The sequence below is a fragment of the Atlantibacter hermannii genome, assembly GCF_009907385.1.
Classification (GTDB): domain Bacteria; phylum Pseudomonadota; class Gammaproteobacteria; order Enterobacterales; family Enterobacteriaceae; genus Atlantibacter; species Atlantibacter hermannii_A.
On record NZ_JAAATR010000033.1, the window covers coordinates 24,650 to 50,817 of the forward strand.

Sequence of the window (26,168 nt, forward strand, 5' to 3'; positions counted from 1 at the left end):
TGTAGCATAACTGCCCCGGCATCGCACCGGGGCAGAGGGAGATTAACGCGGCAGGGCGGTGCCCCACTGACGCCACTCTTTCGGCTCACTGTCCTGCAACAGGAAGTGTTTCCCCGCCTGGGCTTTCGGAGAAAGCGGCGTGCTTGGCGGCGTGGCGAAAGCGATGCCGCCACGGATAAACTGGTTGAAGGTCCCGGTTTTCACGACGCCGCCGATGATGCCGAAGTCAAGACTGTAGCCGGAGGCCTGCCAGAATACCGAGTTATTGCGCACCAGATGCTGATAACGCTGGCTGATGCGTAAGCCCACCATTACGCGATCGGACAGATTACCCAGCACCATGCCGGTGACAATACCCACTTCCATCCCGCGGAACAGCACCGGCGTACCGATGGCCAGCGACCCGGCGTCCGGCACTTCCAGCACGATGCTCAGGCCGTCGAGGTAGCGAGAATCGGTGATGGTCGCTTCCTGTAGCTCAAAGTCACGGCGCGGATTGCCCTTCCCTGGCTCCACGTTGATATAGGGCTGCAGGATGGTATCCAGATGCTCCACCCCGGCGGCGGATATTTGCGGGGTGATCACCGAGAAGCGGGTGCCGTTGCGGGCAAAGGTCTTCACGTATTCCGGATACAGCACCGCAGTGGCCTGCACTTCGTTGCGTTCGGTGATCAGCTTCAGGGATTGTATCTGGCCAATATCGATCCCGAGGTAGCGGATCGGCATTCCTTCCGACAGTTTACCGGCGTCAAAAGCGTGCAGCGTCACCTGGCTGCCCACGGCGCGGGCCGCGGTTTCCGACGGGAACAGCGTCCGCTTGTTGCCTTTGTCGGTGTTAGCCGACGCGCCGCTCAGGTTATCGAAGCTGATCGCGCCTTTTAACGCCCTCGACAGCGGCGAAGCCTGGACGGTAAGCCCGCTGCCGTTCAGCTGCACTTTCGCGCCGCCTTCGGCCCAGAATACGCTGTTTTTGGTCACCAGATTTTGATACTGGGGCTTGATATGAACGTCAATATCAAACGCGTTGGCGCGCGGACGCACCGAGATCACTTCGCCAACTTCGAATTTGCGATACAGCACCACCGAACCGGCCTGAATATCCGGCAGGCTGTCGGCGCTCAGCGTCATGGTGGTGGTAGGCAAGTCGCTCAGGCTGTTTTCTACCGCTTTTTCCAGATTGGCAAACAGGGGGTAGCTCTCTTTCAGCTCGCCTTTACTGCCCGGCAGCACGCGGATACCGCCGCTGATCCACTCACCGGCGCTGGCGCCCAGAAATTCCACGCCGTCCAGCCCCACCTTGACATCGATGCGGCTGTTAACCACAAATTTGCTGTCGCCTTTGACCAGCTCGCGATATTGCGGGTCGATGGCGACCGCAAAGTTGATGCCTTTGGCGGTTAAGCTGCGTTCCAGCACCTGGCCGATTTTAATACCGTGCAGGATCACCGGCTGGCCGGCGTCGATGCCGTAGCTTTCCGGCGCGGTGAGCGCCACCGTGACCACGCCCGGCTGCTGCAACGGCGTTTTATCCCCCGGCAGGATCACAAAGTGGTTGCGCGGTTTCCCTTCACCGGGCACCAGTTCAAAGGTGCTGCCGGTCAACAGGCTGCTGATGCTGGGGTTCTCCAGGGATATTTTCGGGTTGCGCAGCTCGATGCGCGTGCCTTCACGCAGTAAATTCACTACCCCAGGATCGACCGTCATTTCTCCGGTGACGGCGCCGCCGGGGTTGAGATTGAGTTTGGTCAGCGTGCCGACTTCCAGGCCCTGGTACATCAATTTGGTGGAGTCGGCTTTTAAGCCTTCGCCGCTCGGCAAATCCAGTTTTATCAGTACGCCGCGCTGGCTATGGGCCAAATCTTCATACAGGCCGTATTCGTCCTCCTGATCCGCCTCTTTGGAACCCTCCGGCGAATCAAAGGCAATCGCCCCGTTGACCAGCGCCGCCAGGCTTTCCAGCTGGACCTGCGCGCCGCTCAGGCTGATATCGGTTTTCACCCCGGAGACGTTCCAGAAACGGCTGCCTTTTTTCACCAGATGGGTGAAGCGCCGCTCGATCAGCACATCAATAGTGACGCCCTGGGCGCTGTTGTTGATAGTGTAGTCATACACCTTGCCTACCGGAATTTTACGGAAGTAGACCAGCGAGCCGGTATTCAGCGATCCGAGATCGGGCGCTTTCAGGTGGATCATTAAATCGCCGTTATCCAGCCGATATTTGGGCTGAGTATCCAGAGCGGTGAAATGATCTTGCGGCTCGCCTTTGCCCGGCATCATGCCGATATAGTTGCCGCCTACCAGCGCGTCCAGCCCGGAAATACCCGCCAGCGACGCTTTCGGCGTGACCAGCCAGAACTGGGTATCGGTGCGCAGCGCGTCTTTCAGATCGCTTTTGATGCTCACCGTCACGGCGATTTTATTCAGGTCTTCGCTCAGGCGAATATCCTGGACCGTACCGACTTCTACACCCTGATAGCGCACGGGCGTTCGGCCTGCAACAATGCCGTCGGCAGAGACAAAGTCGATAGTGACGGTGGTGCCTCGTTCCTGGTACGTGGTCCAGATAAGCCATCCGGCGATCATCAGGGCGATGATCGGCAGTAACCAGAACGGGGAAATGCGGCGTTTCGTTTTAATTCGCGCTTCAGTCGTCGAAGCGGGCGTTTCCTGACTCATGTGCGTCCCAAAGTAAGCGGCTGTCCAGCCATTCAACAGCAAGAATAGTCAATATTACCGCTGCGCCGAAATAAAACGCGGCAGGTCCCATAGTAAAAGCCAAAAGCTGATCGCGATTCACCAGCGACATGGTTAACGCAATCACAAATAAATCCAGCATTGACCAGCGGCCAATCCAGGTGACAAAGCGCAGCAGCAGGATACGGGTGCGCAGCCCTTGCTCGCATTTGAAATGGATGCTGATCAGCAGCGTCAGCATCACCAGCACTTTAACGAACGGCACCGCGATACTGGCGATAAACACGATGGCGGCAACCGCAATATTGCTGCTCGCCAGCGAGGCGATCCCCGACAGGATAGTGTCCTCCTGACGACCGCCGTTGACATAAATAATAGATATCGGCAGCAAATTCGCCGGGAGGAGAAATACCATCGCCGCAATCAACGCAGCCCAGGTTTTTTGCAGGCTATGGCGACGGCGCTCGCGCAGCGGTACGTGGCAGCGCTGACAGCGGCCGCGCTCATCCGGTTCGCCGGTAAAATGGCAACCAAGGCAGACGCGCAGGGTGGCTTTGGGCGTGCGCGGCGGGCGCGTCGGATAGAATCGCTCCCACAGTTGCTCCACGTTAAGGTGGATCAGCGTCAGAATGCTCAGCAGCATCAGCAGGAAGAACGCCACCAGGCCGATGCCCGGCTGCATATAGGCGTAATCGCTGACTTTAATCGACGCCACGCCGATGCCCACCAGGTAGATGTCCAGCATTACCCACTCTTTCAGCCTTTCCAGCATCAGCAGGACCGGGCGCAAATTCATGCCGAGAATATTGCCGAACCATAAGTAGGCGATGGCGGCCACCAGCGTGCCGGGGGCACCCACGGTGCAGAAGAATACCATCGCCGCAGTAACCGGGTCGCCCTGGCTGGCCATCTGCCAGATCCCCTGTAACAGACTGGCGTCGATGCGGGTGCCGAGCAGAATAACGCGCAGCAGCGGCTCGCTATAGGCGAAGGGCATCAGCACGATCATCGTGATCGCCATCGCGCCCAGACGCGTCAGAGACCAGTCGCGGCCATCGCGCAGTTTTGCATCGCAGCGCGGGCAGTAAGCGCTTTGTGTGGACTTCACAACCGGCAACATAAAAAGCGTGTCGCACTGCGGACATCGCTGATAATGTGCCTGGGGCAAAGGCTCGCTCATCGCATGAATCGTGAGCTTTGCGTTGTTTAATGCCGTTTTAGGTTTCAGGGCCATTTAATGGTCAGAGTTATATTTAGATATCTTTATATTAAATCATGAAATGATTCATCTTGAGCATAAGCGCATTTAATGCTTATTTTAACAGGCAGGTTATTGTATTTATCAGTTAAGTGATTATTAAATGAACAAAACACAATTCTACGCGGACCTTAACCGTGATTTTCAGGCTCTCATGACAGGGGAAACCAGTGCGCTGGCGACGCTTTCCAATACCAGCGCGCTGCTGTTCGAACGGTTAGACGGCGTAAACTGGGCGGGGTTTTATCTGCTGGAAGGCGACACGCTGGTACTCGGGCCGTTCCAGGGGAAAATCGCCTGCGTGCGTATTCCCGTTGGCAAAGGCGTCTGCGGCACGGCGGTCGCCACCCACAGCGTTCAGCGCGTGGAAGACGTTCATGCTTTTGACGGCCATATCGCCTGCGATTCCGCGAGTAATGCGGAAATCGTATTGCCAGTCACCGTTAATCAACAAATCACAGGCGTGCTGGATATCGACAGCACCGTGTTTGGCCGCTTCGACGCTGAAGACGAGCAGGGCTTGCGTGAGCTGGTGAAGCGCCTTGAAACGGTGCTTGCCGGGACGGATTACACAAAATTATTTGCGACTCGTGCAGGATAAGCAACGGATAACGTGGCAATTGCTGATGGCGTCATTATAATGACGCCTGTTCATGCCTGCGCCACGTTGGCAACGTCCGTTGTAATCAGGAAATTTCATGGAAAATCAACCTAAGTTGAACAGCAGTAAAGAAGTTATCGCCTTTCTGGCCGAACGTTTTCCCCAGTGCTTTAGCGCTGAAGGCGAAGCGCGTCCGCTGAAAATCGGCATTTTTCAGGATTTGGTCGCGCGCGTAGAAGGGGAGATGAATCTCAGTAAAACCCAACTGCGTTCAGCCCTGCGTCTTTACACCTCAAGCTGGCGTTATCTGTACGGCATCAAGCTTGGCGCGACCCGCGTCGACCTGGATGGCAATCCGTGCGGCGAGCTTGACGAACAGCACGTCGAACATGCGCGCAAACAGCTTGAAGAAGCCAAAGCGCGCGTCCAGGCACAGCGTGCCGAGCAGCAGGCCAAAAAACGCGAAGCGGCGATTGCCGCCGGCGAGCAGCCTGAAGCCCCGCGTCGTGAGCGCAAACCGCGCCCGGCGCCGCGTCGCGCTGAAAATGCAGAGCGCAAACCGCGTCCGGCAAAACCGGCCGCTAAAGCGCCTCAGGCCGTTCGTGAAGAGCGTCATACTCCGGTTTCCGACATTACCGCCCTGTCCGTAGGCCAGGCGATTAAGGTCAAAGCGGGGAATAATGCGATGGATGCCACTGTACAAGAAATCACCAAAGATGGCGTCCGTGTACAGTTGACTTCTGGTATGTCGATGCTTGTACGCGCAGAACATTTATTGTTCTGATACGGAGGCCAACCCGGGCATGAACACATTTCTTAAGCTTACCGCTGCGGGCCTGTTATTATTAGCAGGCCATGCGGTGGCTGTTGAAGACATCACCAAAGCGTCGCAAATTCCGGTATTGAAGGAAGAGACGCAGCACGCGACGGTGAGCGAGCGCGTCACCTCGCGCTTCACCCGTTCCCATTATCGTCAGTTCGATCTGGACGGCGCCTTTTCCGCCAAAATCTTTGACCGATATCTGAATTTGCTGGATTACAGCCATAACGTGCTGCTGGCCAGCGATATCGAAGAGTATGCGAAGCAGAAAAATGTGCTGGGCGATGAGCTGCGTACCGGCAAGCTCACGGTCTTTTACGATCTGTATAATCTGGCGCAAAAACGTCGCTTCGAGCGCTTTCAGTACGCACTGAAAGTGCTTGAGCGCCCGATGGATTTTACCGGCAACGACACCTACGAGCTGGATCGCAGTAAAGCGCCGTGGCCGAAAACGGAAGCGGAGCTCGACAGGTTATGGGACAGCAAAGTCAAATATGACGAGCTGAGCCTGAAACTGACCGGTAAAACGGACAAAGAGATCCGCGAAACCCTGACCAAGCGGTATAAATTCGCGATTCGTCGCCTGGCGCAAACCAACAGCGAAGACGTCTTTTCGCTGGCGATGACCGCCTTTGCGCACGAAATCGATCCGCATACCAACTACCTTTCGCCGCGCAACACCGAGCAGTTCAATACCGAAATGAGCCTGTCTCTGGAAGGGATTGGCGCGGTGCTGCAAATGGATGACGACTACACCGTGATTAACTCCATGGTGGCAGGCGGTCCGGCAGCGAAAAGCAAAGCCATTACCGTGGGCGACCGCATTGTCGGCGTCGGGCAAACCGGTCAGGCGATGCAGGACGTGATCGGCTGGCGTCTCGACGACGTTGTGGCGCTGATCAAAGGCCCGAAAGGCAGCAAGGTGCGCCTGGAGATTTTACCTGCGGGTAAAGGCACCAAAACCCGCACCGTGACGCTGACCCGCGAACGCATTCGTCTGGAAGATCGCGCGGTGAAAATGACCGTGAAAACCGTCGGCAAGCAGAAAGTCGGCGTGCTGGATATTCCGGGTTTCTACGTGGGCTTAACGGATGACGTCAAGGTCCAGCTGCAGAAACTTGAGAAACAAAACGTCAGCGCGGTGATTATCGATCTGCGCACCAACGGCGGCGGGGCGTTGACCGAAGCGGTATCGCTCTCCGGTCTGTTTATCCCGAGCGGCCCGGTAGTGCAGGTGCGTGATAACAACGGCAAAGTGCGTGAAGACAGCGACACCGACGGCGTGGTTTATTACAAAGGGCCGCTGGTTGTCATGGTTGACCGCTTTAGCGCCTCGGCGTCGGAAATCTTCGCCGCAGCGATGCAGGATTACGGCCGTGCGCTGATAGTCGGCGAGCCGACCTTCGGTAAAGGCACCGTTCAGCAATTCCGTTCGCTGAACCGCATTTACGATCAGATGCTGCGTCCGGAATGGCCTGCTCTCGGCTCAGTACAGTACACCATTCAGAAGTTCTACCGCGTGAATGGCGGCAGTACCCAGCGTAAGGGCGTGACCCCGGATATCATCATGCCGACCGGTAATGAAGAGACCGAAACCGGCGAGAAGTTTGAAGATAATGCGCTGCCCTGGGATAGCGTTGATGCGGCAACCTACGTCAAATCCGGTGACTTAACGCCGTTTGGCCCGGAACTGCTGAAGGCGCACGATGAACGCATCGCCAAAGATCCTGAGTTCCAGTACATCATCAAGGATATTGCTCGCTACAATGCCCTGAAGGAGAAGCGTAACTTCATCTCTTTGAACCTGCAGCAGCGTGAGAAAGAGAACGACGAAGACGACGCGACTCGCCTGGCGCGGATTAATGACCGGTACAAACGCGAAGGCAAACCGCCGCTTAAGAAACTGGACGACCTGCCGAAGGATTATCAGGAGCCGGATCCGTATCTTGATGAAACCGTCCATATCGCGCTGGACCTGGCGAAACTGGATAAAGCGAAACCTGCTGAACAGCCCGCCGCAAGTAAGTAATCTCCAACAGGCACAAGAAATTGTGCCTGTTTTTTTACCTGCCTCTGTTTCCCGTAAGAAGAATGCGACAAAATGTAAAGTTACGTATTTTTAGTAACTTGGCGATGTCTCAGGCTTGAAAACAGCCCGTTTAGCCATACGATGTGAGTAATCGCATAACGCGACTGTTAAATTGAGGTTAAAAGAAAATTATGATGCGTATCGCGCTTTTCCTGTTAACTAACCTGGCGGTCATGGTCGTGTTCGGCCTGGTGCTCAGCCTGACAGGGATTCAGTCCAGCAGCGTTCAGGGCTTGCTGATTATGGCGCTGTTATTTGGTTTTGGCGGTTCGTTTGTTTCCTTGTTGATGTCGAAGTGGATGGCGCTGCGTGCAGTGGGCGGGGAAGTCATTGAGCAACCCCGTAACGCCACCGAGCGTTGGCTGATGGATACTGTCGCGCAGCAGTCGCGCCAGGCGGGCATTGCGATGCCGCAGGTCGCGATCTATCACGCGCCGGACATTAACGCCTTTGCCACCGGCGCGCGCCGTGATGCTTCGCTGGTGGCGGTAAGCACCGGTCTGCTGCAAAACATGAGCCGTGACGAAGCCGAAGCGGTGATCGCCCACGAAATTAGCCACATCGCCAATGGCGATATGGTGACCATGACGCTGATCCAGGGTGTGGTGAACACCTTCGTTATCTTTATTTCGCGTATCATCGCGCAAATTGCGTCGGGCTTTTTGTCCGGTAACCGCGATGACGGCGAACAGAGTAACGGCAACCCGCTGATCTATTTTGCGGTAGCGACGGTGCTGGAACTGGTGTTTGGTATTCTGGCGAGCATCATCACCATGTGGTTCTCCCGCTACCGTGAATTTCACGCTGATGCGGGCTCCGCGAAACTGGTGGGCCGCGAGAAAATGATCGCCGCGCTGCAGCGCCTGAAAACCAGCTACGAACCGCAGGAGGCCAGCAGCATGATGGCGTTTTGCATCAACGGCAAATCAAAATCGCTGAGCGAACTGTTTATGACCCACCCGCCGCTGGATAAACGTATTGAAGCCCTGCGTAGCGGGCAGTATCTGAATTAATTTTTAGAAGGTAAAAAAGCGTGCCGCGGCACGCTTTTTTTATGCGCCGGATTTACCCATCGGGATGCGTAGCATACTCACCAGCGCGGCCAGCGCCGCCAGTATCCCGGCCAGCATTAATGAAGCGTGCTCGCCGCTGCCGCTGAAGTGGGTAAACATCAGCGCCACCAGCGCCGCCCCGGTGCTCTGGCCCAGCAAACGCGCGGTGCCCAGCATTCCGCTGGCGCCGCCGCTGCGGTTGCGCGGCGCGGCGGAGATAATGGTGTGGTTATTGGGCGACTGGAACAATCCAAACCCGGCACCGCACAGCACCATGCGCCAGATGATATCCAGATCGCCCGGATTCGCCGGCAAATACGCCAGCCCAAATAGACCCGCCGCCATCACCGCCAGGCCAATTCCGCCCAACAGCCCGGCGTGAATACGCTCGACCAGATAACCGGACAGCGGGGCGACCACCATGGTTGCCAGCGGCCAGGGCGTCAGCAACAGACCGGTTTGCACTTCGCTCAGCCCGAGGGTGGTTTGCATAAAAAATGGCAGCGATACCAGCGCCAGCATTTGCGCGGTGAAGGAGCAAATCGAGGTGCCAATAGAGAGTGAAAACAGCGGGATGCGCAGTAAATCCACCGGCAGCAGCGGAACCGGCAAGCGTAATTGACGGCGAACAAAAGCGGTGCCAGTCACCAGCAGGGCCAACAGTTGTACCGCAAGCAGCCAGTTGACATTGCCCTGGGCGTAATTACCCAGCGCGGTAATCAGCAGGCCGAAAGTGAGGGCGTTCATTACGGCGCTCGGCAGATCGAATCGCTGCTGAGAGGTATGGGTATTGGCCGGTAAATAGCGCAGCGCCAGCACCAGGGCAATCAGGCCAAGCGGGATATTAATTAAGAACAGCCAGTGCCAGGTCGCCACGGATAAAATTGCGGCGGCGATGGTGGGCCCGGCTGCGGCGGAGGCGGCCACGATCAGCGAGTTGATCCCCATTCCCCGGCCCAGATAGCGCTGTGGGTATATCACGCGGATCAATGCCGTGTTGACGCTCATCAGTGCCGCGCCGCCAAACCCCTGCAGGATGCGCATGACGGTGAGCATTTCCAGCGTGCGCGACAACGCGCACAACAGTGAGGCGAGGGTGAAAACCACCAGGCCATACTGATAAATGCGGCGGTAGCCAAACATATCGCCCAGGAAAGAGAGCGTCAAAAGCGACGTGACGATGGCGATCTGGTAAGCGTTAATTATCCAGATACTGCTGGCTGGCGAGGCGTGTAACTCATGGGCAATAGTGGGCAGCGCCACGTTCGCGATAGTGCCATCAAGCACCGCCATCATAATCCCAATGGCGATGGTCAGAATGGCGCCGTAGCGCTGGGGGATGGGTAATCCATCAGTAACCGATTTTTCCATTAACTGTGCCGCTCAGAAAGAAAGTCAGGAGCCGTAAACCGATTACTTTAGCCTGAAAAGCGGCGTCAGAGATAATTAAGTGTTGCGTCGCAGATTTATAACGCCAGCTCATAGATACATTGCGGCGGCGGGGCCAGCTCCTTATAATAAAAACCGGTTCTAATTTTTATAAAACAAATGCGATCTGAGGTGATGAATGGCAATCGCAGATTTGGATAAACAGCCTGATTCTGTTTCATCTGTGTTGAAAGTTTTCGGTATTTTGCAGGCGTTGGGCGAAGAGCGTGAAATCGGCATCACCGAGTTATCCCAACGCGTAATGATGTCAAAAAGCACGGTTTACCGCTTTTTGCAGACTATGAAATCCTTAGGATATGTGGCCCAGGAAGGGGAGTCCGAAAAATATTCCCTCACGCTGAAACTGTTTGAGTTAGGCGCGAAAGCGTTGCAGAACGTCGATCTGATTCGCAGCGCGGATATCCAGATGCGCGAGCTGTCTAACCTGACAAAAGAGACAATTCACCTGGGTGCGTTGGATGAAGACAGCATTGTCTACATCCACAAAATCGACTCGATGTATAACCTGCGCATGTATTCCCGCGTGGGCCGTCGCAACCCGCTTTACAGTACCGCGATCGGTAAAGTCTTGCTGGCATGGCGCGACCGCGAAGAGGTGAAGCAAATTCTCTCTGAAGTGGAATACAAGCAGAGCACCCCGCGCACCGTGACCAGCACTGAAGCGCTGCTGCCGGTACTGGATATGGTACGCGAGCAGGGTTTTGGCGAAGATAACGAAGAGCAGGAAGAAGGGCTGCGCTGCATCGCAGTACCGGTGTTCGACCGCTTTGGTTTTGTCATTGCCGGCCTGAGTATCTCTTTCCCAACGCTGCGCTTCTCTGAAGAGCGTCTGCACGAGTACGTTGCCATGCTGCACGGCGCGGCGCGGAAAATTTCCGAACAGCTGGGTTACAACGACTACCCGTTCTGATGATTAACCGCAGCCCAGGCTGCGGTTTCGTTAATTATCGATGACAGTTTCGCTTTTGCGCAGCAATGGGCACTGCGAAATCCCGACAATCCCACTCTCCGAATGAATAAACTGCGCGGTTACGATCTGCCTCGCCGTTATATATTTGCATTGCAGCCCGAGACCCGCCACGTTGTTATGACTGCCGATTAAGATCCCGTAGCCGCTCAATAACAGCGCAAGCCACAGAATTGCCGCCACGGCGATAGCACGGATAATCAATCGCATAGACTTCCCCTTGTTAGCATGCGGTACACAGCATGCCAGCGCAGGCGTAATTCTCAATCTGATGTTTCTTAATTGCCGGGGTTATTAGTAGCGTGATGATTGGTTTAAGATCCGCGTGCTAATCTGGCTGGAATATGAGTCAAACTGGAGTTGTCAGTGAAAAAAGTGAAATGGGCATTGCTGATCGTTGCGTTGCTATTGGGTCTGGTTTTGTGGGCGCAGATGTTGAATGTGATGTGCGATCAGGATGTTCAGTTCTTCAGCGGAATTTGCGTGATTAACAAATATATTCCCTGGTAAATGTTTTGGCATTGCCGATGTGATCGCGGTCGTCCGGTGCTACACTACTGCGCTTTACTGAGGTGGTTTTTATGAATGACATGATCAATTCCGGTGCGCTTAATCTTGCATCGATGGCGTTCTCTTTACTGGTTCTGGTGGTTGGGTTAGTGGTGTGGTTTTTCGTCAATCGCGCCAGCGTCAAGGCAAATGAGCAGATCGCTCTGCTGGAAGCGTTGCTCGAACAGCAAAAGCGGCAGACAGTGCTGCTACGCCGCATTTGTGAAGCCACTGAACCAGAACAGCAGGCTGAAGAAGCGCCAGCACAGTCCAGGAAAGACGACGAAGACGGATTTATTCGTCTGGTCGCCGAACGTTAAGTTTTTCTTTTCATTACCCAAGGTCATGCCGCGTGGTCTGGATAAATCCCTGGTACGATCCCTCGCAGCCCCATCATCTTAAGGGCGGCTTTCGTAATCTGCATCCGGCAGGACCTCGCGCGGGCGATTATCAGCGCTGGCAAAAAGAGCGCAAAGCTAACGGCTATCCGCACCCACCGCAAAAGGGTTACGCCGGCTTTATTGAACAGTGGTGGCAACCTGCGGAATTTAATCAGCAAGGGGATGGCGTATGGTGGTTGGGCCACGCCTCGCTGCTGTTTTCTTTACAGGGTCAACGGGTATTAACCGATCCGGTTTTTTTTAAGCGCGCCTCGCCGTTTAGCTTTTATGGTCCCCAGCGGAAGTCGCCGTTACCGTTTAATCTGACAGCGCTGCCGCCCGTCGATACAGTGCTCATCTCGCATAATCATTACGATCACCTGGATAGCGCGACGGTCCGTTTTTTACGTCGCCATTCTCCCCATGCGACCTGGTTTATTCCTCTGGGATTAAAGGCCTGGTTCACCCGTGCCGGAATTACCCGGGTGGTTGAACTCGACTGGTGGCAGGCGTACACGCTAAACGGTCTGGTGTATACCGCTGTCCCGGCGCAGCACTGGAGTATGCGCACCCTGTGGGATCGCAACCGCTCATTGTGGTGCGGCTGGGCGATTGAGCATAGCGGATTTCGGGCCTGGTTTTGCGGAGATACCGGTTATCATCCGTTCCTTCACGAGATTACCCAGCGCCTTGGATCCATTGATTTTGCCGCCATCCCCATCGGCGCCTATGAGCCCCGCTGGTTTATGGCTCCGCATCATATGGATCCAGGCAGCGCCGTTAAGCTATGGCAACACCTCGACAGGCCGCTCGCGGTGCCGATTCACTGGGGCGTGTTCGAACTGGCGGATGAGTCGCTGGACAGGCCGCCGGAAGAATTGCTTACGGCGTTAGACGTTGCCGGCGAGAAGCCGGGTATTTTCACGCCCGTTAAGATTGGTCACTATGTGCCCTTTAAAGAGCGTGACATATAAGGAATAATTATTAAGTTATTTCTCAGGGGAAAATATATCCTGCACAAAGTAGCTGGAAACTATTTCTGCACTTTACTCATACATTGTCATTAGCCTGTCATTATTTTGGTGCAATTATTTAACGTATTTTCGTTAATGCGATTGTAATGCACATCTGGTTAATGTTGTGATGATTCCCACAGATTGGGCAATACCCTTTGTTCTGAACCTGTTAATTGGCTCTCTATCGCAAGATTCTTCTTTTTTATAGCAAATTTTGCCCTGTGACGTGGACGACATTCCAGGTTTACGCTATGTTAAAAAGGTTGTCTGCTCGCTGTGTGGTTGCCGAAAGACCCTGTGCTCAAGGCTTATCATATCAGCGTGTTACGTGTTGCCTCTGGGGCAGCCGTAGTCACTTATTGATTTGTGCGGCAGATCGATACGCGTTTAAAAATGGCTTGCCATTATATACGTTGTGTGTGATAACATTTTTTGGGTCAAACGAGGTATAGTTCTGTTTATGTGTGGCATTTTCAGTATAGAAGTCCTGAGTAAACACGTTGTCGTTGAATACTGCTTCTCTGCCGAACCTTTTATTAGTGCCTCATGCAGTAATGTCTCAGTTTTATCTCAATGAAGCCTGCGGGCGAAGAATACAATTTAAGGAATTTGCAAAATGGCAAAGATCAAAGGTCAAGTGAAGTGGTTTAACGAGTCTAAAGGTTTTGGTTTCATTACTCCTGCTGACGGCAGCAAAGACGTGTTCGTACACTTCTCTGCCATCCAGGGTAACGGTTTCAAAACCCTGGCTGAAGGCCAGAACGTAGAGTTCGAAATTCAGGACGGCCAGAAAGGCCCGGCAGCTGTAAACGTTACTGCTATCTGATCGAATTTCTGATGCGGTGCCCCAGGCATCGTTTCTCTAAAAAGCCTCGCTTAGCGAGGCTTTTTTGTTTCTGGCTCTTACCGCTGCGTGGCAATTCAGGCTACACTTGCGCGCTTTAAATCACCCGGAGTTGTTATGTTTACCTGCCCCCTTTGCCACGCCCCGCTGAGCGAAAAGCCCACCCGTTACGCCTGCCCGCAGGGCCATCAGTTCGACAAAGCCAAAGAAGGGTATGTGAATTTGCTGCCGGTGCAGTTTAAACACTCGAAACAGCCAGGCGATAATGCCGAAATGATGCAGGCGCGCCGCGCGTTTCTTGATGCCGGACATTATCAGGCGCTGCGTCAGCGGGTCGCTGAACTACTCGAAAAGACGCTTCCTGAGCAAGCCAACGCTGTACTGGATATTGGCTGTGGGGAAGGGTATTACACCGCAGCCTTCGCCGAAGTGGCGTTAACCCATGGGGCAAAAACCTGCGGACTGGATGTGTCAAAAATCGCGATTCGCTACGCGGCTAAGCGCTACCCGAACGTGACTTTTTGCGTTGCCTCCAGCCATCGTTTGCCATTCCCGGACGCCTCGCTGGATGCGGTAATCCGTATTTACGCCCCGTGCAAAGCGGAAGAACTGGCAAGAGCCGTGAAGCCTGGCGGATGTGTGCTTACCGTAGTTCCCGGTCCGCGTCATCTGATGCAGCTGAAGGGGCTGATTTACGATGACATCAAACTGCACGCCACCGAACGTGAAGCGCTCGCCGGATTTACGTTAATGGAAGAGGTTCAGCTTGCTTACGCAATGGCCCTGAAGGCGGAGCATGCCGTCGCGCTGTTGCAGATGACGCCATTTGCCTGGCGAGCGCGCCCGGAGGTATGGGCCACGCTGAGCGCGGTGGAAGTCTTTGATTGTGAAACCGATTTCTGTATCCGCGTCTGGCAACGCGACAGTTAGGCGAAGTGGCTCCAGAGGATCTGCGCGCCAATACCCATCAATACCAGCCCGCCGAGGATTTCGGCGCGCTTGCCCAGCAGTGGGCCGATAAAGCGGCCCAGCATAATGCCCAGCGTGGACATTATCAGCGTCGCGCAGCCAATCGCCAGTGCGGTATAGACGATATTGGCCTGGAGAAACGCCAGACCAACGCCGACGGCCATTGCGTCGATGCTGGTGGCAAACGCGGTGGTGACTAATAACCAGACGCTGTGACGGCGCAGCTGCGTTGCCTCTTCTTCAGAACCGCCGCGCACGCCTTCAACGACCATACGCACGCCGAGGAACATCAGCAGGGCGAAGGCGATCCAGTGATTCCACTCCAGCACAAATTTTGAAGCGAAAAGGCCCAGTGCCCAGCCGATCAGCGGGGTGAGGGTTTCGATAACGCCAAAAATCAGGCCAATGCGTATCGCCTGCGAGAGCCTGGGTTTGTGAAGGGTTGCGCCTTTGCCAATCGATGCGGCGAAAGCGTCCATCGACATGCCGAATGCGAGCAGAAGGGTTGCGGAAAGATTCATCAAAGCGTCCTGACCGGGATCTCCATATACACAGCCACTGCCCCGGTAATCAGCAGTGAATGTGCCTATGGTCTCGCCTGACTAAGAGGGCTCTCAGTCCGTACGCGCCACGTTGTTACAACGAGTATGTTGACACGTACATTTCCAGCAACTGCGGAAATTAGCTACTCCCCAATGACGGGCGCAACAGTACCATATTCAGGAAATATAAAACAACCCACAAAAGTTGTTATTTTTTCAACTAATTGATAACGATTTTCATTTGATGGTATTAGTGATCAAAAGGTTAATAAATAGTTTTACGTTGTGTTCAAAATAATATAGCCGTGGCTATGTTTGCGTGTAAAAAAGCACCGTAAATATAGACAAGGCTATTATTTAACTTATTGAGTATTAACGAGAAATTTATAAATCCTTTCCAGGTCGTCTATATTTTTCACCCGAATTAACAGACGCCGCTGCTCTAATTGCATCACCAGTACGCCGTCTTCCGATAAATTCATGGCTTTAATGCGGTTATATTCTATCCAGGCGTTGGCGAAGAAAAAGCCATGACGTTTGAAAATAATTTTCGGCTGGCGAAACCAAAAAAGGTAAATCGCCATCAGCGCCAGCGCGCCTAATAGCCATGTAGTTAACGGCGCGCCGTTTGAAGTGACATTGTTATAAATCAGTATGGCAACCAGCCCGATGAAAATCGCGCCGTCGACGCGGCTGCGGCGTAGCAGGGGGATGGTTAACAGCGTGGCGCCTTTACGTTTCGCCATGATAACGTCGTCATAAATGGCAAAGGCCAGCAGCACCAGAATAAACAGGATCAGAACCCAGTCCGTCAGCGTCATGCAAACTCCCTAATAAAAAACCGGGAGCAAGCCCCCGGTTGTCAACCTCAGGAAAACCGTATCTTACAGCCCAAGCAGACCGATCGCATAGCCAACGATGCCGATCACGAAGAAGCCAACGATAATCCACAGCGGGTTAACTTTCTTACGCAGCAGCCACATACAGGCAAAGGTTAACAGCAGCGGCACCAGGCCCGGCATCAGCTGATCGAGAATGGTTTGCACAGTAGTAACTTTTTCCGCACCGGTCTGATCGGTGATCCGCGACACCACCAGCGGAATGTTCACGTGCGTCCATTTGTTGACCAGCGCCCCCATAACAAACAGGCCGAGAATTGACGCCCCCTCGGTCAGTTTTTGCAGGAAGCCGCCGCCCATATCCTTAACGATATCGATCCCCTTACGGTAGCCGTAAGCCACGCCGTAATAGCGCGTCGCAAGGCGCACCGCGTTAAACAGGATAAAGAACAGTAGCGGCCCCAGCAGGCTGCCGCTCATGGCGATACCCGCGCCCAGGGCGGCAAATACCGGACGCACCGTACCCCAGAAAATCGGATCGCCAACGCCCGCCAGCGGCCCCATCAGACCCACTTTAATACCGTTAATCGCGCCATCGTCAATTTCTGCACCGTTAGCGCGCTGCTCTTCCATCGCCAGTGTGACGCCCAGAACCGGCGCAGCCACATAGGGATGGGTATTGAAAAACTCCAGATGGCGCTTAATCGCCTGGCGACGCGCCTCGTTGTTTTCCGGATAAAGGCGCTTGATCGCCGGGATCATTGAGAAGCAGAAACCCAGCGCCTGCATGCGTTCGAAGTTCCATGAACCCTGGAACAGGTTAGAACGAATAAACACGCCGCGAATATCGCTTTGGGTGAGCTTTTTCTCACCGGTAGTCGCTGTACTTTTTGTCATATCAACCATTTCGCTCACCTGTTAGTCCAGTTCGTTATCAAGATCGTTAGCGCCAGCGGCCGGTGCAGGCGCGGCGGCGGAACGGTTGTATTTCGGGCTAAGTTGGATGTAAAGGATGGCCATCACTGCGCCAATCACACCCAGGGCAACCAGGTTGAAGTTAGTGAACGCGGCGGTAACGAAGCCGAGATAGAAGAACGGCATCAGGTAACCGGCACGCATCATGTTGATGACCATCGCATAACCTACCACCACGATCATACCGCCCGCGATGTTCAGACCGCTGGTTACCACTTCAGGAATGGCGTTCAGCATGTTCTGCACTTCGCTGGTGCCCACGGACACCGCCACGATCACCGCCGGGATAGCGATACGCATGGCCTGCAGGAACAGCGAGGAAACGTGGATCCACGACAGGGCGGTGAGATTGCCTTTTTCCGCCGCGCTGTCCGCCGCGTGCTGGAAGCCCACGGTGATGGTACGCACGATAATGGTCAGCACCTGGCCCGCCGCGGCCAGCGGGATCGCCAGCGCGATACCGGCACCGATGCTTTGATGGCCGGCAATAACCAGAATGGTTGAGATGATGGACGCCAGCGCGGCATCAGGGGCGACCGCCGCACCGATGTTCATCCAGCCGAGGGCGATCATTTCCAGGGTACCACCGATAATGATACCGGTCTTCATATCGCCCAGTACGGCCCCGACGAGGGTACAGGCGATAAGCGGACGGTGAAACTGAAATTCATCGAGTACCGACTCCATACCCGCGATACACGCAACGATGAACACCAGCACAATCTGAAGAGTGGTAATCTCCATTGTACTTCTCCTATAGCATTGACAGACTTAAGTGTGAAAGCTGAAAAACGTCGTTCCGGTTCCGCGGTTATGGCGTCACTTTGCGGAGTAAATCCATCATTTTCAGTTTTTGATCGTTGGAGACTTTGCGGACTTCAAGCTCAATGCCGCGCGCATTCAGTTTGTTGAAGGCGTCGATATCTTTGCTGTCCACGGAAACTGCGTTATTCACCTGGGTTTTGCCCTGACGGTAGGCCATCCCGCCAATATTCACCGAGGTAATATTCACGCCGCCTTCCACCACGCGCTCAACGTCGGTGGGGTTGGTGAACAGCAGCATCACGCGTTCACGGGCGTATTTGGGGTTGTTGTAGACGCGGATCATCTTGGCGACATCCACCACGTGGGCGGTCACGCCGGGCGGAGCGACCTGGGTAAGCAGGGTTTTGCGCACCGTGTCCGCAGCCACTTCATCACTGACCACGATGATGCGCGAAACGTTGGTTTCTTTTGTCCAGCGGGTGGCGACCTGGCCGTGGATCAAACGGTCATCGATACGGGCAAGGCCGATGATCATATAATCGTCCGGACCCATGGGTTTTGCCGGCGTCGCGGATTTCGGCGCAGCTGCAGCTGCAGTGGGCGCAGCGGCAGGGGGCGCTTTTTCGACCGGTTTCGCCTTCAGCGCCTTAACGCCTTCGCGTCCGGTTTCCACCGCCAGCGCGACCAGCTCATCGAATGAGGGGTTATCGTCGCGGGCCATTAAGGTTTCGACCAACATCGGAATGTTGACCCCAGCAATCACTTCATGGTGCTCTTTATCGACGACAATACGGCTGGCAGCGTTAAACGGGCTGCCGCCCCAGGTATCGACGAGAAACAGCACGCCCTGGCTGGTATCGAGTTTCGATAACTGGGCAGTGTATTTTTCGATCAGTGTTTCCGCGTTCTCGCCGGGAACAAAATCAATCCAACCCACATTTTCTTGCTCGCCCAACAGCATCTCGGCGGTTTTGAGCAGTTGCTCAGCGGCCCAACCGTGAGTGCCTATGACAATAGCAATAGTCATGTGCTACCTCCTTTATTGTATTAACACCCTCATAACGAGAGCATCGCGAATCATGACTGGCTTACCGAATCGATTCAGATAAGGGGTTTATTAAGACAAATTCCTAATCCGTGATTTATTTTAGATAGTGAAAAAATAATTTATGTGATGAAGATCCGTAATTTAGCTTAAGCCGGCCCGTAAAAATGGCTGCAAAAAATGATGAACCCTGACTGTGTCAGCAAAATTGCAAATTCTGGTAAATCTTTGCAAAAGGCTGATTCCCTTTGCTAATGTATGCTTCCTATTAACGATCAGGAGTAGCGGGCAGCAGCCCACCGTATGGACCGTCACCGACGTCATTTCACTTCCGCCTGTCCTCAGGCCACTCGTCATCCCGACGCATCACACCTAATGTTAGCTACTGTTCTTGCGCCCGCGAATTGTGCGGTGCCGTTTAGTCATTCCTTCAGCAGGAGCCTGTTATGGAATTATTAATGGACCCCTCGATTTGGGCGGGTTTGCTGACGCTTGTCGTACTGGAAATCGTTCTTGGTATCGATAACCTGGTATTTATCGCCATCCTTGCGGACAAACTGCCGCCAAAGCAGCGAGACAAAGCCCGATTGATCGGCTTGTCCCTGGCGCTGATTATGCGTCTGGGCCTGCTGTCGCTGATTTCCTGGATGGTCACGCTGACGCGCCCGCTGTTCAGCGTGATGGATTTCACCTTCTCTGGCCGCGACCTGATTATGCTGCTCGGGGGCCTGTTCCTGCTGTTTAAGGCCACTACCGAACTGCATGAAAGGCTTGAGAACAAGCAGCATGATGATGCCCACGGTAAAGGCTATGCCAGCTTCTGGGTGGTCGTGGTACAGATTGTGATCCTTGACGCGGTGTTCTCTCTCGATGCGGTGATCACCGCAGTGGGGATGGTGAACCATCTGCCGGTGATGATGGCGGCGGTAATTATTGCCATGGCGGTCATGCTGTTGGCATCCAAACCGCTGACGCGCTTCGTAAACCAGCATCCGACGGTAGTGGTGCTCTGTCTGAGCTTCCTGCTGATGATCGGTTTGAGCCTGGTGGCGGAAGGCTTCGGCTTCCATATTCCGAAAGGCTACCTGTATGCGGCTATCGGCTTCTCGATCCTGATCGAGCTGTTTAACCAGATTGCCCGTCGCAACTTCGTTAAGCATCAGTCGCGGCTGCCGCTGCGCGCCAGAACCGCGCAGTCCATCCTGAGCCTGATGGGCGGCAGCAAGAAAGGCAACGTCCAGCCGGAAGCGGAAGGGAGCGCGATGGTGCCGATCCCGGAAGAAGCTTTCGCCCATGAAGAACGTTATATGATTAACGGCGTTCTGACTCTGGCGTCGCGTTCCCTGCGCAGCATCATGACGCCGCGCGGCGAAATCAGTTGGGTGGATGCGGAACTGAGCGTGGATGAAATCCGCGAGCAACTGCTGTCATCCCCGCACAGTTTGTTCCCGGTGTGCCGTGGCGAGCTGGATGAAGTTATCGGCATCGTGCGCGCCAAAGAATTGCTGGTGGCGCTGGAAGAGGGCGTGGACGTGGCGGCGATCGCGGCGCAGTCCCCGGCGATTGTCGTGCCGGAAACCCTGGATCCGATCAACCTGTTAGGCGTACTGCGTCGCGCCCGTGGCAGCTTCGTTATCGTTACTAACGAATTTGGCGTGGTGCAGGGTCTGGTGACGCCGCTGGACGTGCTGGAAGCGATTGCCGGCGAATTCCCGGACGCGGACGAAACCCCGGAAATCGTCGCGGATGGCGACGGTTGGTTGGTCAAAGGCGGTACCGACCTGCACGCCTTGCAGCAGCATGTGAACGTGTCTACGCTGGTCAATGACGAAGACGACATTGCCACCGTGGCCGGTCTGGTGATTGCGGTTAACGGCCAGATCCCGCGCGTCGGCGACGTGCTGGACGTTGCGCCGCTGCGCATCACCATCGTTGAAGCCAACGATTACCGCGTGGATTTGGTTCGGGTCGTCAAAGACGAACCCGAACACGACGAAGAAGAGTAATCAGCGCAGCGTTAACGCTGACATATGTCGATCGTTGTTAATGGCAGGTGGCGGTAAGCCACCTGCCAGCCAGCGCGGGAAATCGGCAATCGGCATGGGCTTCGCATAAAGATATCCCTGCAATATCGCCACGCCGTGGCGGCGCAGATAGCCTTCCTGCTGTTCTGTCTCTACCCCTTCCGCCACCAGATTAATCCGCAGCCGTTTACCCAGCGCGATAATAATATCCGTCACCGTAGAGTTCACCGCGTCGGTACCAATCGCGGCGGTAAAGCTTTTATCGATCTTCAGCACATTGGGATGCAGGCGCTCAAGGTAGGCCAGCGAGCTCTGCCCGGTGCCGAAATCGTCAATGGCCAGTTCCACGCCCATCTGATGCAGTTCGCGCACCACGCGGTAATCCATGTCCGGTAGCGCGTCGCGTTCAGTCAACTCCAGTATCAACTGTTGTTTAGGCTGACTGGCGAACCAGACGCGGCGTAAATCATCAATAATCACCCCGTTATGAAAATGGCTGGCCGCCACGTTGATGCCGATATGAAACTGCTCCGACGCCGGGAAGAGAGGCAGTTGGCGCACGGTTTCTGCCAGTACGTAGCGGGTGAGCGGGGCGATCAGATCCTGCTGCTCGGCAAGGGGAATAAACACCTCCGGGGAGATCCATCCCTGGCGCGGATTGTTCCAGCGCAGCAGGATCTCCACGCCGACGCAGTGCCGGTCGCGCGCCCGCACCAGCGGCTGGCAAAAGACTTCAAACTCCCGGGCGGCGATGCCCAGATTGATTTCCCAGGAAAAGCTCATGCGCGTCGCGCTGGCAAGCCAGGTGATATAGCCGATCAGCAGGCTGAGCATTAGCGCCAGCGGCAATTGGGCGGGCAAGCTTCGCAGCGCCACGCTTTCCGGTGACGGACCGGTGGCGATCACCGCAAACGGGTAGCGGCTGGAGTGATAGCGATGCTCAGCGTGGCCTCTGGCGAGCGGCAGTTGATTATCGTAAATGGTCTGCCCGACCAGATATTGATTCGCCACATTGAGCACCGCCTGGGTGATTAATGGCGGGCGCGGCTGAAGCGTCAGCCCTGCCAGCAATTCGATATTCACCACCTGCATTACGCCGCTTTGCCCATCCAGGCTCGACGGCTCCCACAGCAGCAAAATCGGCGAACCCTTTAACAGCGAACCGGCAGTGGATAACGTCATCAGCGGATACGACGACGGTAGTTTGGGTTGCAACTGATTAATCGGAATATCGCGGTGACCAAAAATACTGGAGCAGTACAGCGTGCCATCTTTCACCAGCGCGATAGAACGAACCGTTTGCAGACGCGCCGCCTGCTCGCGCAGCTGATACTGCGTCATATCACAGGGGATGCCGGGCAGTGTCACCAGCGATTTTCGTGCGACCTCGATAGGCTCTAACACTTTTTCCAGCGAGGCAATCGCGCGTTGACTGTACTCGACTATTTCATGCCGGTTATCGCTGCGCTCAGTGACATAACGCAGGCCCAGCGTCACGATAAGGGTCAGGATAGCAAGCACTATACAAAGAATGAATCGTCTACGCCGATAGTGGTAAATGATGCGCTGGGCTGTTTGCATCTCCGTAGCCTCTCAGGACTTCCCCAGAGGGTGGAGAAGTGAACATTGAAAGTGTAGTGGGGATTATTTATGACGAAACCGCGACAGATAAAAAAAGCGCCGCGAATGCGGCGCTGGATGCTTAGTTACACTGGACTTTAATCGCCAGCCCGCCACGCGACGTTTCGCGGTATTTGGCGTTCATATCTTTACCGGTTTCGTACATGGTTTCGATGACTTTATCCAGCGAGACGCGCGGCGCGCTGGTGCGGCGCATCGCCATACGGGAGGCGTTAATTGCCTTAACCGACGCGATAGCGTTACGCTCAATGCAAGGCACCTGCACCTGTCCCGCGACCGGATCGCAGGTCAGACCGAGGTTGTGCTCCATGCCGATTTCCGCCGCCACGCAAACCTGTTCCGGGCTGGCGCCGAGAATTTCTGCCAGACCGGCTGCTGCCATAGAGCAGGCGACGCCCACTTCGCCCTGGCAACCCACTTCAGCACCGGAGATCGACGCGTTCATTTTGTACAGCGCGCCAATCGCCCCGGAGGCCAGGAAGTAGCGGATATACACATCCGGCGTCACCGGTTCGATAAAGTGATCGTAATAAGCCAGCACCGCCGGGACGATACCGCAGGCTCCGTTGGTCGGCGCGGTCACCACGCGGCCCCCTGCGGCGTTTTCTTCATTCACCGCCAGCGCGAACATATTGACCCAGTCGATTACGGTCATCGGATCTTTATTGTTCTTATCGCTGGATACCAGCATTCTGCGCAGCGCGGAGGCGCGACGCGGCACGCGCAGCGGGCCGGGCAGCACGCCTTCGGTATTCATACCGCGATCGATGCACGCCTGCATGGTGCGCCAGACGTTGCCGAAATAGTCTTCGATTTCCTGCTTCGTATGCAGCGCCAGTTCGTTTTTCATCACCAGACCGGAGACAGACAAACCGGTATCATTGCAGTAATCCAGCAGCGCCTGGGCGGATTTAAACGGATACGGGACGCTAACGTCGCCGCTGGCGTCTTTACCGAAATGGGCTTCATCGACGATAAATCCGCCGCCGATGGAATAGTAAGTATTGCTGTAGATTTCTTTGTCGCCGCTATAAGCGGTAATGCGCATCGCGTTTTCATGCAGCGGTAAGTTGTCGCTTTGAAAACGCATGCCGTTGTCTTTCGGGAAATCCACTTCATGGCGGCCCTGAGCCAGCAGCAGGCGCTCGCGGGTTTCAACATCGCGGATAAACGCCGGGATGCTGTCAATATCAACGGTATCAGGTAGATTACCCGCCAGGCCCATAATGATGGCGATATCGGTATGGTGGCCTTTGCCGGTAAGAGAAAGCGAGCCGTAAACGTCGACCGCTACGCGGGTGACGTTTTCCAGTAATCCTTTTTCGACCAGATCATCGACGAACTGCTTCCCTGCCTTCATCGGTCCAACGGTATGGGAAGAGGAGGGACCAATGCCCACCTTAAACATGTCGAATATACTAATCACAGTAAAAACTCCTGCCAGGGGCACCCTTTTGGGTGACGATGTTAGAACAACGCTTATTTTAAGAGTTTATTGTTCGGCACAGTTAATTATTCACATGAATAAAACTAATGCCTCAGACAATATTCCCTAATAAAGTGTCGCCAGACCCCATAAAAAACAGGGATTATGCTGTCATTATAGTTAAGGTTTCATGCCGATTTGCAGAGCCAGTTCACGAATAATGCCCGCCGTCATGCCCCAGACAAAGTAGTGCTCATACCACGACAGCCAGACGCGGTGATGGTTTCCGCGCCGGTGGATGTCCAGCGGATGGTAGCGTCCAAGGCGCAGCGCTTCATCCAGCGGCATCTCGAACACCGCGGACACTTCTTCTTCGCTGGCGTGATAGGGCAGGTCAGGCGGGATAATCCCCACCACCGGCGTGACCTGAAAACCGGTGACGCTGTCCACCGTGGGCAGCACGCCGATCACTTCTACCGACTCCGGCGGAATAGCCACCTCTTCCTGGGCTTCGCGTAGCGCGGCGGCAATCAGAGAGCTGTCCTCCGGATCCCGCGCGCCGCCGGGGAAGGCCACTTGTCCGGCGTGTTTACGCATCCGCGTTGAACGTTGGGTGAGCAGTAAACCGGGCACCGGGCGGCGGACAATCGGCACCAGCACCGCCGCCTGGCGCTGATTAAGCGAATGGCGGCTGATCTCCGGGCGTAATAACTGAAAACGGGCTAAAAAACTGTCCAGCGTCATCGGCGGATTACTCATGGGGCTCCTTCACAGGTGATTAAGGATACGATTAACTTTATCAAAAGTTTCCTGATATTCCGCCGCTTCGTCGCTGTCCGCCACAATGCCGCCGCCCGCCGCGCAGTACAGCGTGCCGTCCTGCGCGGTGACGGTGCGGATGGTGATGCTGGTATCCATATTGCCGCAGAAACTGATGTAGCCGATGCTGCCGCACCAGGCGTTACGCCGCTGGGGCTCCAGCTCTTCGATGATCTCCATCGCCCGCACTTTAGGGGCGCCGGTAATCGAGCCGCCGGGGAAACTGGCGCGCAGCAGATCGGTGGCATGAAGAGGGGCGGGCAGGGTAGCGGTAATGGTGCTCACCAGATGATGCACCGCCGGGAAGGGCTCCACCACAAACAACTCCGGCACCCTGACGCTGCCCGGCAGCGCGACGCGTCCGATATCGTTACGCAGCAGATCGACAATCATTAAATTTTCCGCCCGGTCTTTGGGCGATGCGGCCAGTTTTTGCGCCTGAAGGTCATCTTGCTCAGGATCGGCCAGACGCGGCAGCGTGCCTTTAATCGGGCGAGTCTGGATCTGGTCGCCTTCCAGCAAAATAAAACGTTCCGGCGACAGGCTGAGAATCGCCTGTTCCGGCAGGCGCAAGAAGGCGCTGAACGGCGCGCGATTGGCGGCATTGAGCCGCAAAAACGCCTGCCACTCATCTCCCTGATAGGTCGCCTGAAAACGCTGCGCCAGATTGACCTGATAGCAGTCGCCGCTTTGCAGATACGCCTGAATCTGGCGGAATTTGGCGCCGTATTCCTCGCGGCTCATATTAGCGGACCAGTCGGAGGTGCGTTCAAACGGCGCAGGCTGCGGCCCACACTGCTGTTCCAGCCAGGCGAGGCACGCCTCCGGGTCGCCCCAGCTCAGCAGCGTCAGGGTCTGGCGATGATGGTCGGCAATCAGCGCCCAGTCGTAAATCCCCACCGCCATATCAGGCGCGTTAACGTCCTGTCTGGCTATCACCGGCAACGTTTCGAAGCGTCGTCCGAGATCGTAGCCGAACAATCCCAGTGCGCCGCCCTGGAAGGGCAGGTCAGGGACAACGTCAGGATGGATATTCAGCGACGCCAGCGCTGATTTCAGCAGCGCTAACGGGCATTCAGATGAGGTCTGGATCTCGTCGCCAGTATCGATAACGGTTGTGCAACCGACGGTTTGCAGGGTGATTTTTGGATCGGCCACCAGAATATCAAACCGGTTATGGGCATGGTCGGCAAAACCGGAATGCAGCAGCATCGCCCAGGGCTGAGGGTGCAGGGGGGCAAAACGGGTCAACAGCGCATCAGGTTGCCAGGGCAGCGTAACGGTTTTCAGGCCGGAGGAGTGGATTGTTTGCATCGCTAAACTCATCAACACGGGTTGCCCGCGCGCCGTGGTTGGCGCAATCCGGGCAACGTGAAATAATAACCGCCAGCAATGTAACAGGAG

General features: G+C 55.3%; 25 protein-coding genes and 1 riboswitch. Of the genes, 12 read left to right on the plus strand and 13 right to left on the minus strand.

The window, feature by feature from the left end; genetic code table 11:
• Positions 1-42: 42 nt before the first annotated feature.
• Positions 43-2,676 carry a PqiB family protein gene (locus GV764_RS09680; protein WP_161659976.1) on the minus strand — a complete coding sequence of 878 codons (2,634 nt, stop codon included), beginning with the start codon at positions 2,674-2,676 and terminating at the stop codon, positions 43-45.
• Positions 2,645-3,928: a membrane integrity lipid transport subunit YebS gene (gene yebS / locus GV764_RS09685; protein ID WP_161659977.1), complete on the minus strand. Its 1,284-nt coding sequence runs from the start codon at positions 3,926-3,928 to the stop codon at positions 2,645-2,647. Before yebS ends, GV764_RS09680 begins: the two co-directional genes overlap by 32 nt.
• Before the next feature lie 127 nt (positions 3,929-4,055).
• Here yebS and GV764_RS09690 point away from each other — a divergent pair, with 127 nt between their 5' ends.
• The 4 genes from GV764_RS09690 (at position 4,056) to htpX (ending at position 8,475) form a co-directional block, all read left to right on the plus strand.
• A complete protein-coding gene (locus tag GV764_RS09690; protein WP_161659978.1) occupies positions 4,056-4,553 on the plus strand; it encodes a GAF domain-containing protein in 498 nt (165 codons plus the stop codon).
• Between the two features lie 97 nt (positions 4,554-4,650).
• Complete coding sequence (gene proQ, locus GV764_RS09695) at positions 4,651-5,337, plus strand: RNA chaperone ProQ (protein WP_125291937.1); 687 nt, start codon at positions 4,651-4,653, stop codon at positions 5,335-5,337.
• Positions 5,338-5,356: 19 nt separating this feature from the next.
• On the plus strand, positions 5,357-7,402 hold the full coding sequence (gene prc / locus GV764_RS09700; RefSeq protein WP_161659979.1) for a carboxy terminal-processing peptidase: 2,046 nt from the start codon (positions 5,357-5,359) through the stop codon (positions 7,400-7,402).
• Positions 7,403-7,593: 191 nt separating this feature from the next.
• On the plus strand, positions 7,594-8,475 hold the full coding sequence (gene htpX, locus GV764_RS09705; RefSeq protein WP_125291939.1) for a protease HtpX: 882 nt from the start codon (positions 7,594-7,596) through the stop codon (positions 8,473-8,475).
• Between the two features lie 39 nt (positions 8,476-8,514).
• Here the strand turns inward: htpX and GV764_RS09710 are convergent, their stop codons facing one another.
• Positions 8,515-9,885 carry an MFS transporter gene (locus GV764_RS09710; RefSeq protein WP_161659980.1) on the minus strand — a complete coding sequence of 457 codons (1,371 nt, stop codon included), beginning with the start codon at positions 9,883-9,885 and terminating at the stop codon, positions 8,515-8,517.
• Positions 9,886-10,081: 196 nt separating this feature from the next.
• Between GV764_RS09710 and kdgR the strand changes: the two genes are divergently transcribed.
• Positions 10,082-10,873: a DNA-binding transcriptional regulator KdgR gene (gene kdgR / locus GV764_RS09715; RefSeq protein ID WP_125291941.1), complete on the plus strand. Its 792-nt coding sequence runs from the start codon at positions 10,082-10,084 to the stop codon at positions 10,871-10,873.
• 30 nt (positions 10,874-10,903) lie between these two features.
• Here kdgR and GV764_RS09720 read toward each other — a convergent pair whose 3' ends face one another.
• On the minus strand, positions 10,904-11,140 hold the full coding sequence (locus GV764_RS09720; protein ID WP_161659981.1) for a YobH family protein: 237 nt from the start codon (positions 11,138-11,140) through the stop codon (positions 10,904-10,906).
• Between the two features lie 156 nt (positions 11,141-11,296).
• Between GV764_RS09720 and mgrB the strand changes: the two genes are divergently transcribed.
• From mgrB to rlmA, 6 genes are all read left to right on the plus strand, one after another.
• Entirely contained in the window at positions 11,297-11,440 is a 144-nt protein-coding gene (gene mgrB / locus GV764_RS09725; protein ID WP_161659982.1) for a PhoP/PhoQ regulatory lipoprotein MgrB, read from the plus strand.
• Between the two features lie 71 nt (positions 11,441-11,511).
• The gene (locus GV764_RS09730; RefSeq protein ID WP_161659983.1) at positions 11,512-11,799 is read left to right on the plus strand and encodes a YebO family protein; all 288 of its coding nucleotides are present in this window, start codon (positions 11,512-11,514) and stop codon (positions 11,797-11,799) included.
• A 32-nt stretch (positions 11,800-11,831) separates the two neighbouring features.
• The gene (locus GV764_RS09735; RefSeq protein ID WP_161659984.1) at positions 11,832-12,833 is read left to right on the plus strand and encodes an MBL fold metallo-hydrolase; all 1,002 of its coding nucleotides are present in this window, start codon (positions 11,832-11,834) and stop codon (positions 12,831-12,833) included.
• 502 nt (positions 12,834-13,335) lie between these two features.
• A complete protein-coding gene (locus GV764_RS09740; RefSeq protein WP_161659985.1) occupies positions 13,336-13,452 on the plus strand; it encodes a DUF2627 domain-containing protein in 117 nt (38 codons plus the stop codon).
• Positions 13,453-13,491: 39 nt separating this feature from the next.
• Positions 13,492-13,701: a transcription antiterminator/RNA stability regulator CspE gene (gene cspE, locus GV764_RS09745; RefSeq protein WP_001062678.1), complete on the plus strand. Its 210-nt coding sequence runs from the start codon at positions 13,492-13,494 to the stop codon at positions 13,699-13,701.
• Positions 13,702-13,836: 135 nt separating this feature from the next.
• On the plus strand, positions 13,837-14,649 hold the full coding sequence (gene rlmA / locus GV764_RS09750; RefSeq protein ID WP_161659986.1) for a 23S rRNA (guanine(745)-N(1))-methyltransferase: 813 nt from the start codon (positions 13,837-13,839) through the stop codon (positions 14,647-14,649).
• Here rlmA and mntP read toward each other — a convergent pair.
• The 5 genes from mntP to manX all read right to left on the minus strand — a co-directional run bounded on the left by mntP (position 14,646) and on the right by manX (position 18,836).
• Positions 14,646-15,209: a manganese efflux pump MntP gene (gene mntP, locus GV764_RS09755; protein ID WP_161659987.1), complete on the minus strand. Its 564-nt coding sequence runs from the start codon at positions 15,207-15,209 to the stop codon at positions 14,646-14,648. The genes rlmA and mntP overlap by 4 nt on opposite strands.
• A gap of 1 nt (position 15,210) precedes the next feature.
• A riboswitch (yybP-ykoY riboswitch) is annotated at positions 15,211-15,394 on the minus strand.
• 198 nt (positions 15,395-15,592) lie between these two features.
• Complete coding sequence (locus tag GV764_RS09760; protein WP_161659988.1) at positions 15,593-16,051, minus strand: DUF986 family protein; 459 nt, start codon at positions 16,049-16,051, stop codon at positions 15,593-15,595.
• Positions 16,052-16,114: 63 nt separating this feature from the next.
• Entirely contained in the window at positions 16,115-16,975 is an 861-nt protein-coding gene (locus GV764_RS09765; RefSeq protein ID WP_167509382.1) for a PTS mannose transporter subunit IID, read from the minus strand.
• A gap of 12 nt (positions 16,976-16,987) precedes the next feature.
• Positions 16,988-17,788 carry a PTS mannose/fructose/sorbose transporter subunit IIC gene (locus tag GV764_RS09770; RefSeq protein ID WP_125291950.1) on the minus strand — a complete coding sequence of 267 codons (801 nt, stop codon included), beginning with the start codon at positions 17,786-17,788 and terminating at the stop codon, positions 16,988-16,990.
• Positions 17,789-17,855: 67 nt separating this feature from the next.
• A complete protein-coding gene (gene manX, locus GV764_RS09775) occupies positions 17,856-18,836 on the minus strand; it encodes a PTS mannose transporter subunit IIAB (RefSeq protein ID WP_161659989.1) in 981 nt (326 codons plus the stop codon).
• A gap of 464 nt (positions 18,837-19,300) precedes the next feature.
• On the opposite strand from manX, the gene yoaE reads away from it, so the two are divergent.
• Positions 19,301-20,860, plus strand: coding sequence for a CNNM family cation transport protein YoaE (gene yoaE, locus GV764_RS09780; protein ID WP_161659990.1), 1,560 nt, complete (start codon positions 19,301-19,303; stop codon positions 20,858-20,860).
• Here the strand turns inward: yoaE and GV764_RS09785 are convergent, their stop codons facing one another.
• From GV764_RS09785 to pabB, 4 genes are all read right to left on the minus strand, one after another.
• Positions 20,861-22,459 (minus strand): EAL domain-containing protein, encoded by a 1,599-nt coding sequence (locus GV764_RS09785; RefSeq protein ID WP_161659991.1) that lies wholly within the window; start codon positions 22,457-22,459, stop codon positions 20,861-20,863.
• Positions 22,460-22,580: 121 nt separating this feature from the next.
• Positions 22,581-23,945, minus strand: coding sequence for an L-serine ammonia-lyase (gene sdaA, locus GV764_RS09790; protein WP_161659992.1), 1,365 nt, complete (start codon positions 23,943-23,945; stop codon positions 22,581-22,583).
• Positions 23,946-24,125: 180 nt separating this feature from the next.
• A complete protein-coding gene (locus GV764_RS09795) occupies positions 24,126-24,704 on the minus strand; it encodes a CoA pyrophosphatase (RefSeq protein WP_161659993.1) in 579 nt (192 codons plus the stop codon).
• A 9-nt stretch (positions 24,705-24,713) separates the two neighbouring features.
• Positions 24,714-26,078, minus strand: coding sequence for an aminodeoxychorismate synthase component 1 (pabB, locus tag GV764_RS09800; protein WP_161659994.1), 1,365 nt, complete (start codon positions 26,076-26,078; stop codon positions 24,714-24,716).
• Between the last annotated feature and the right edge of the window lie 90 nt (positions 26,079-26,168).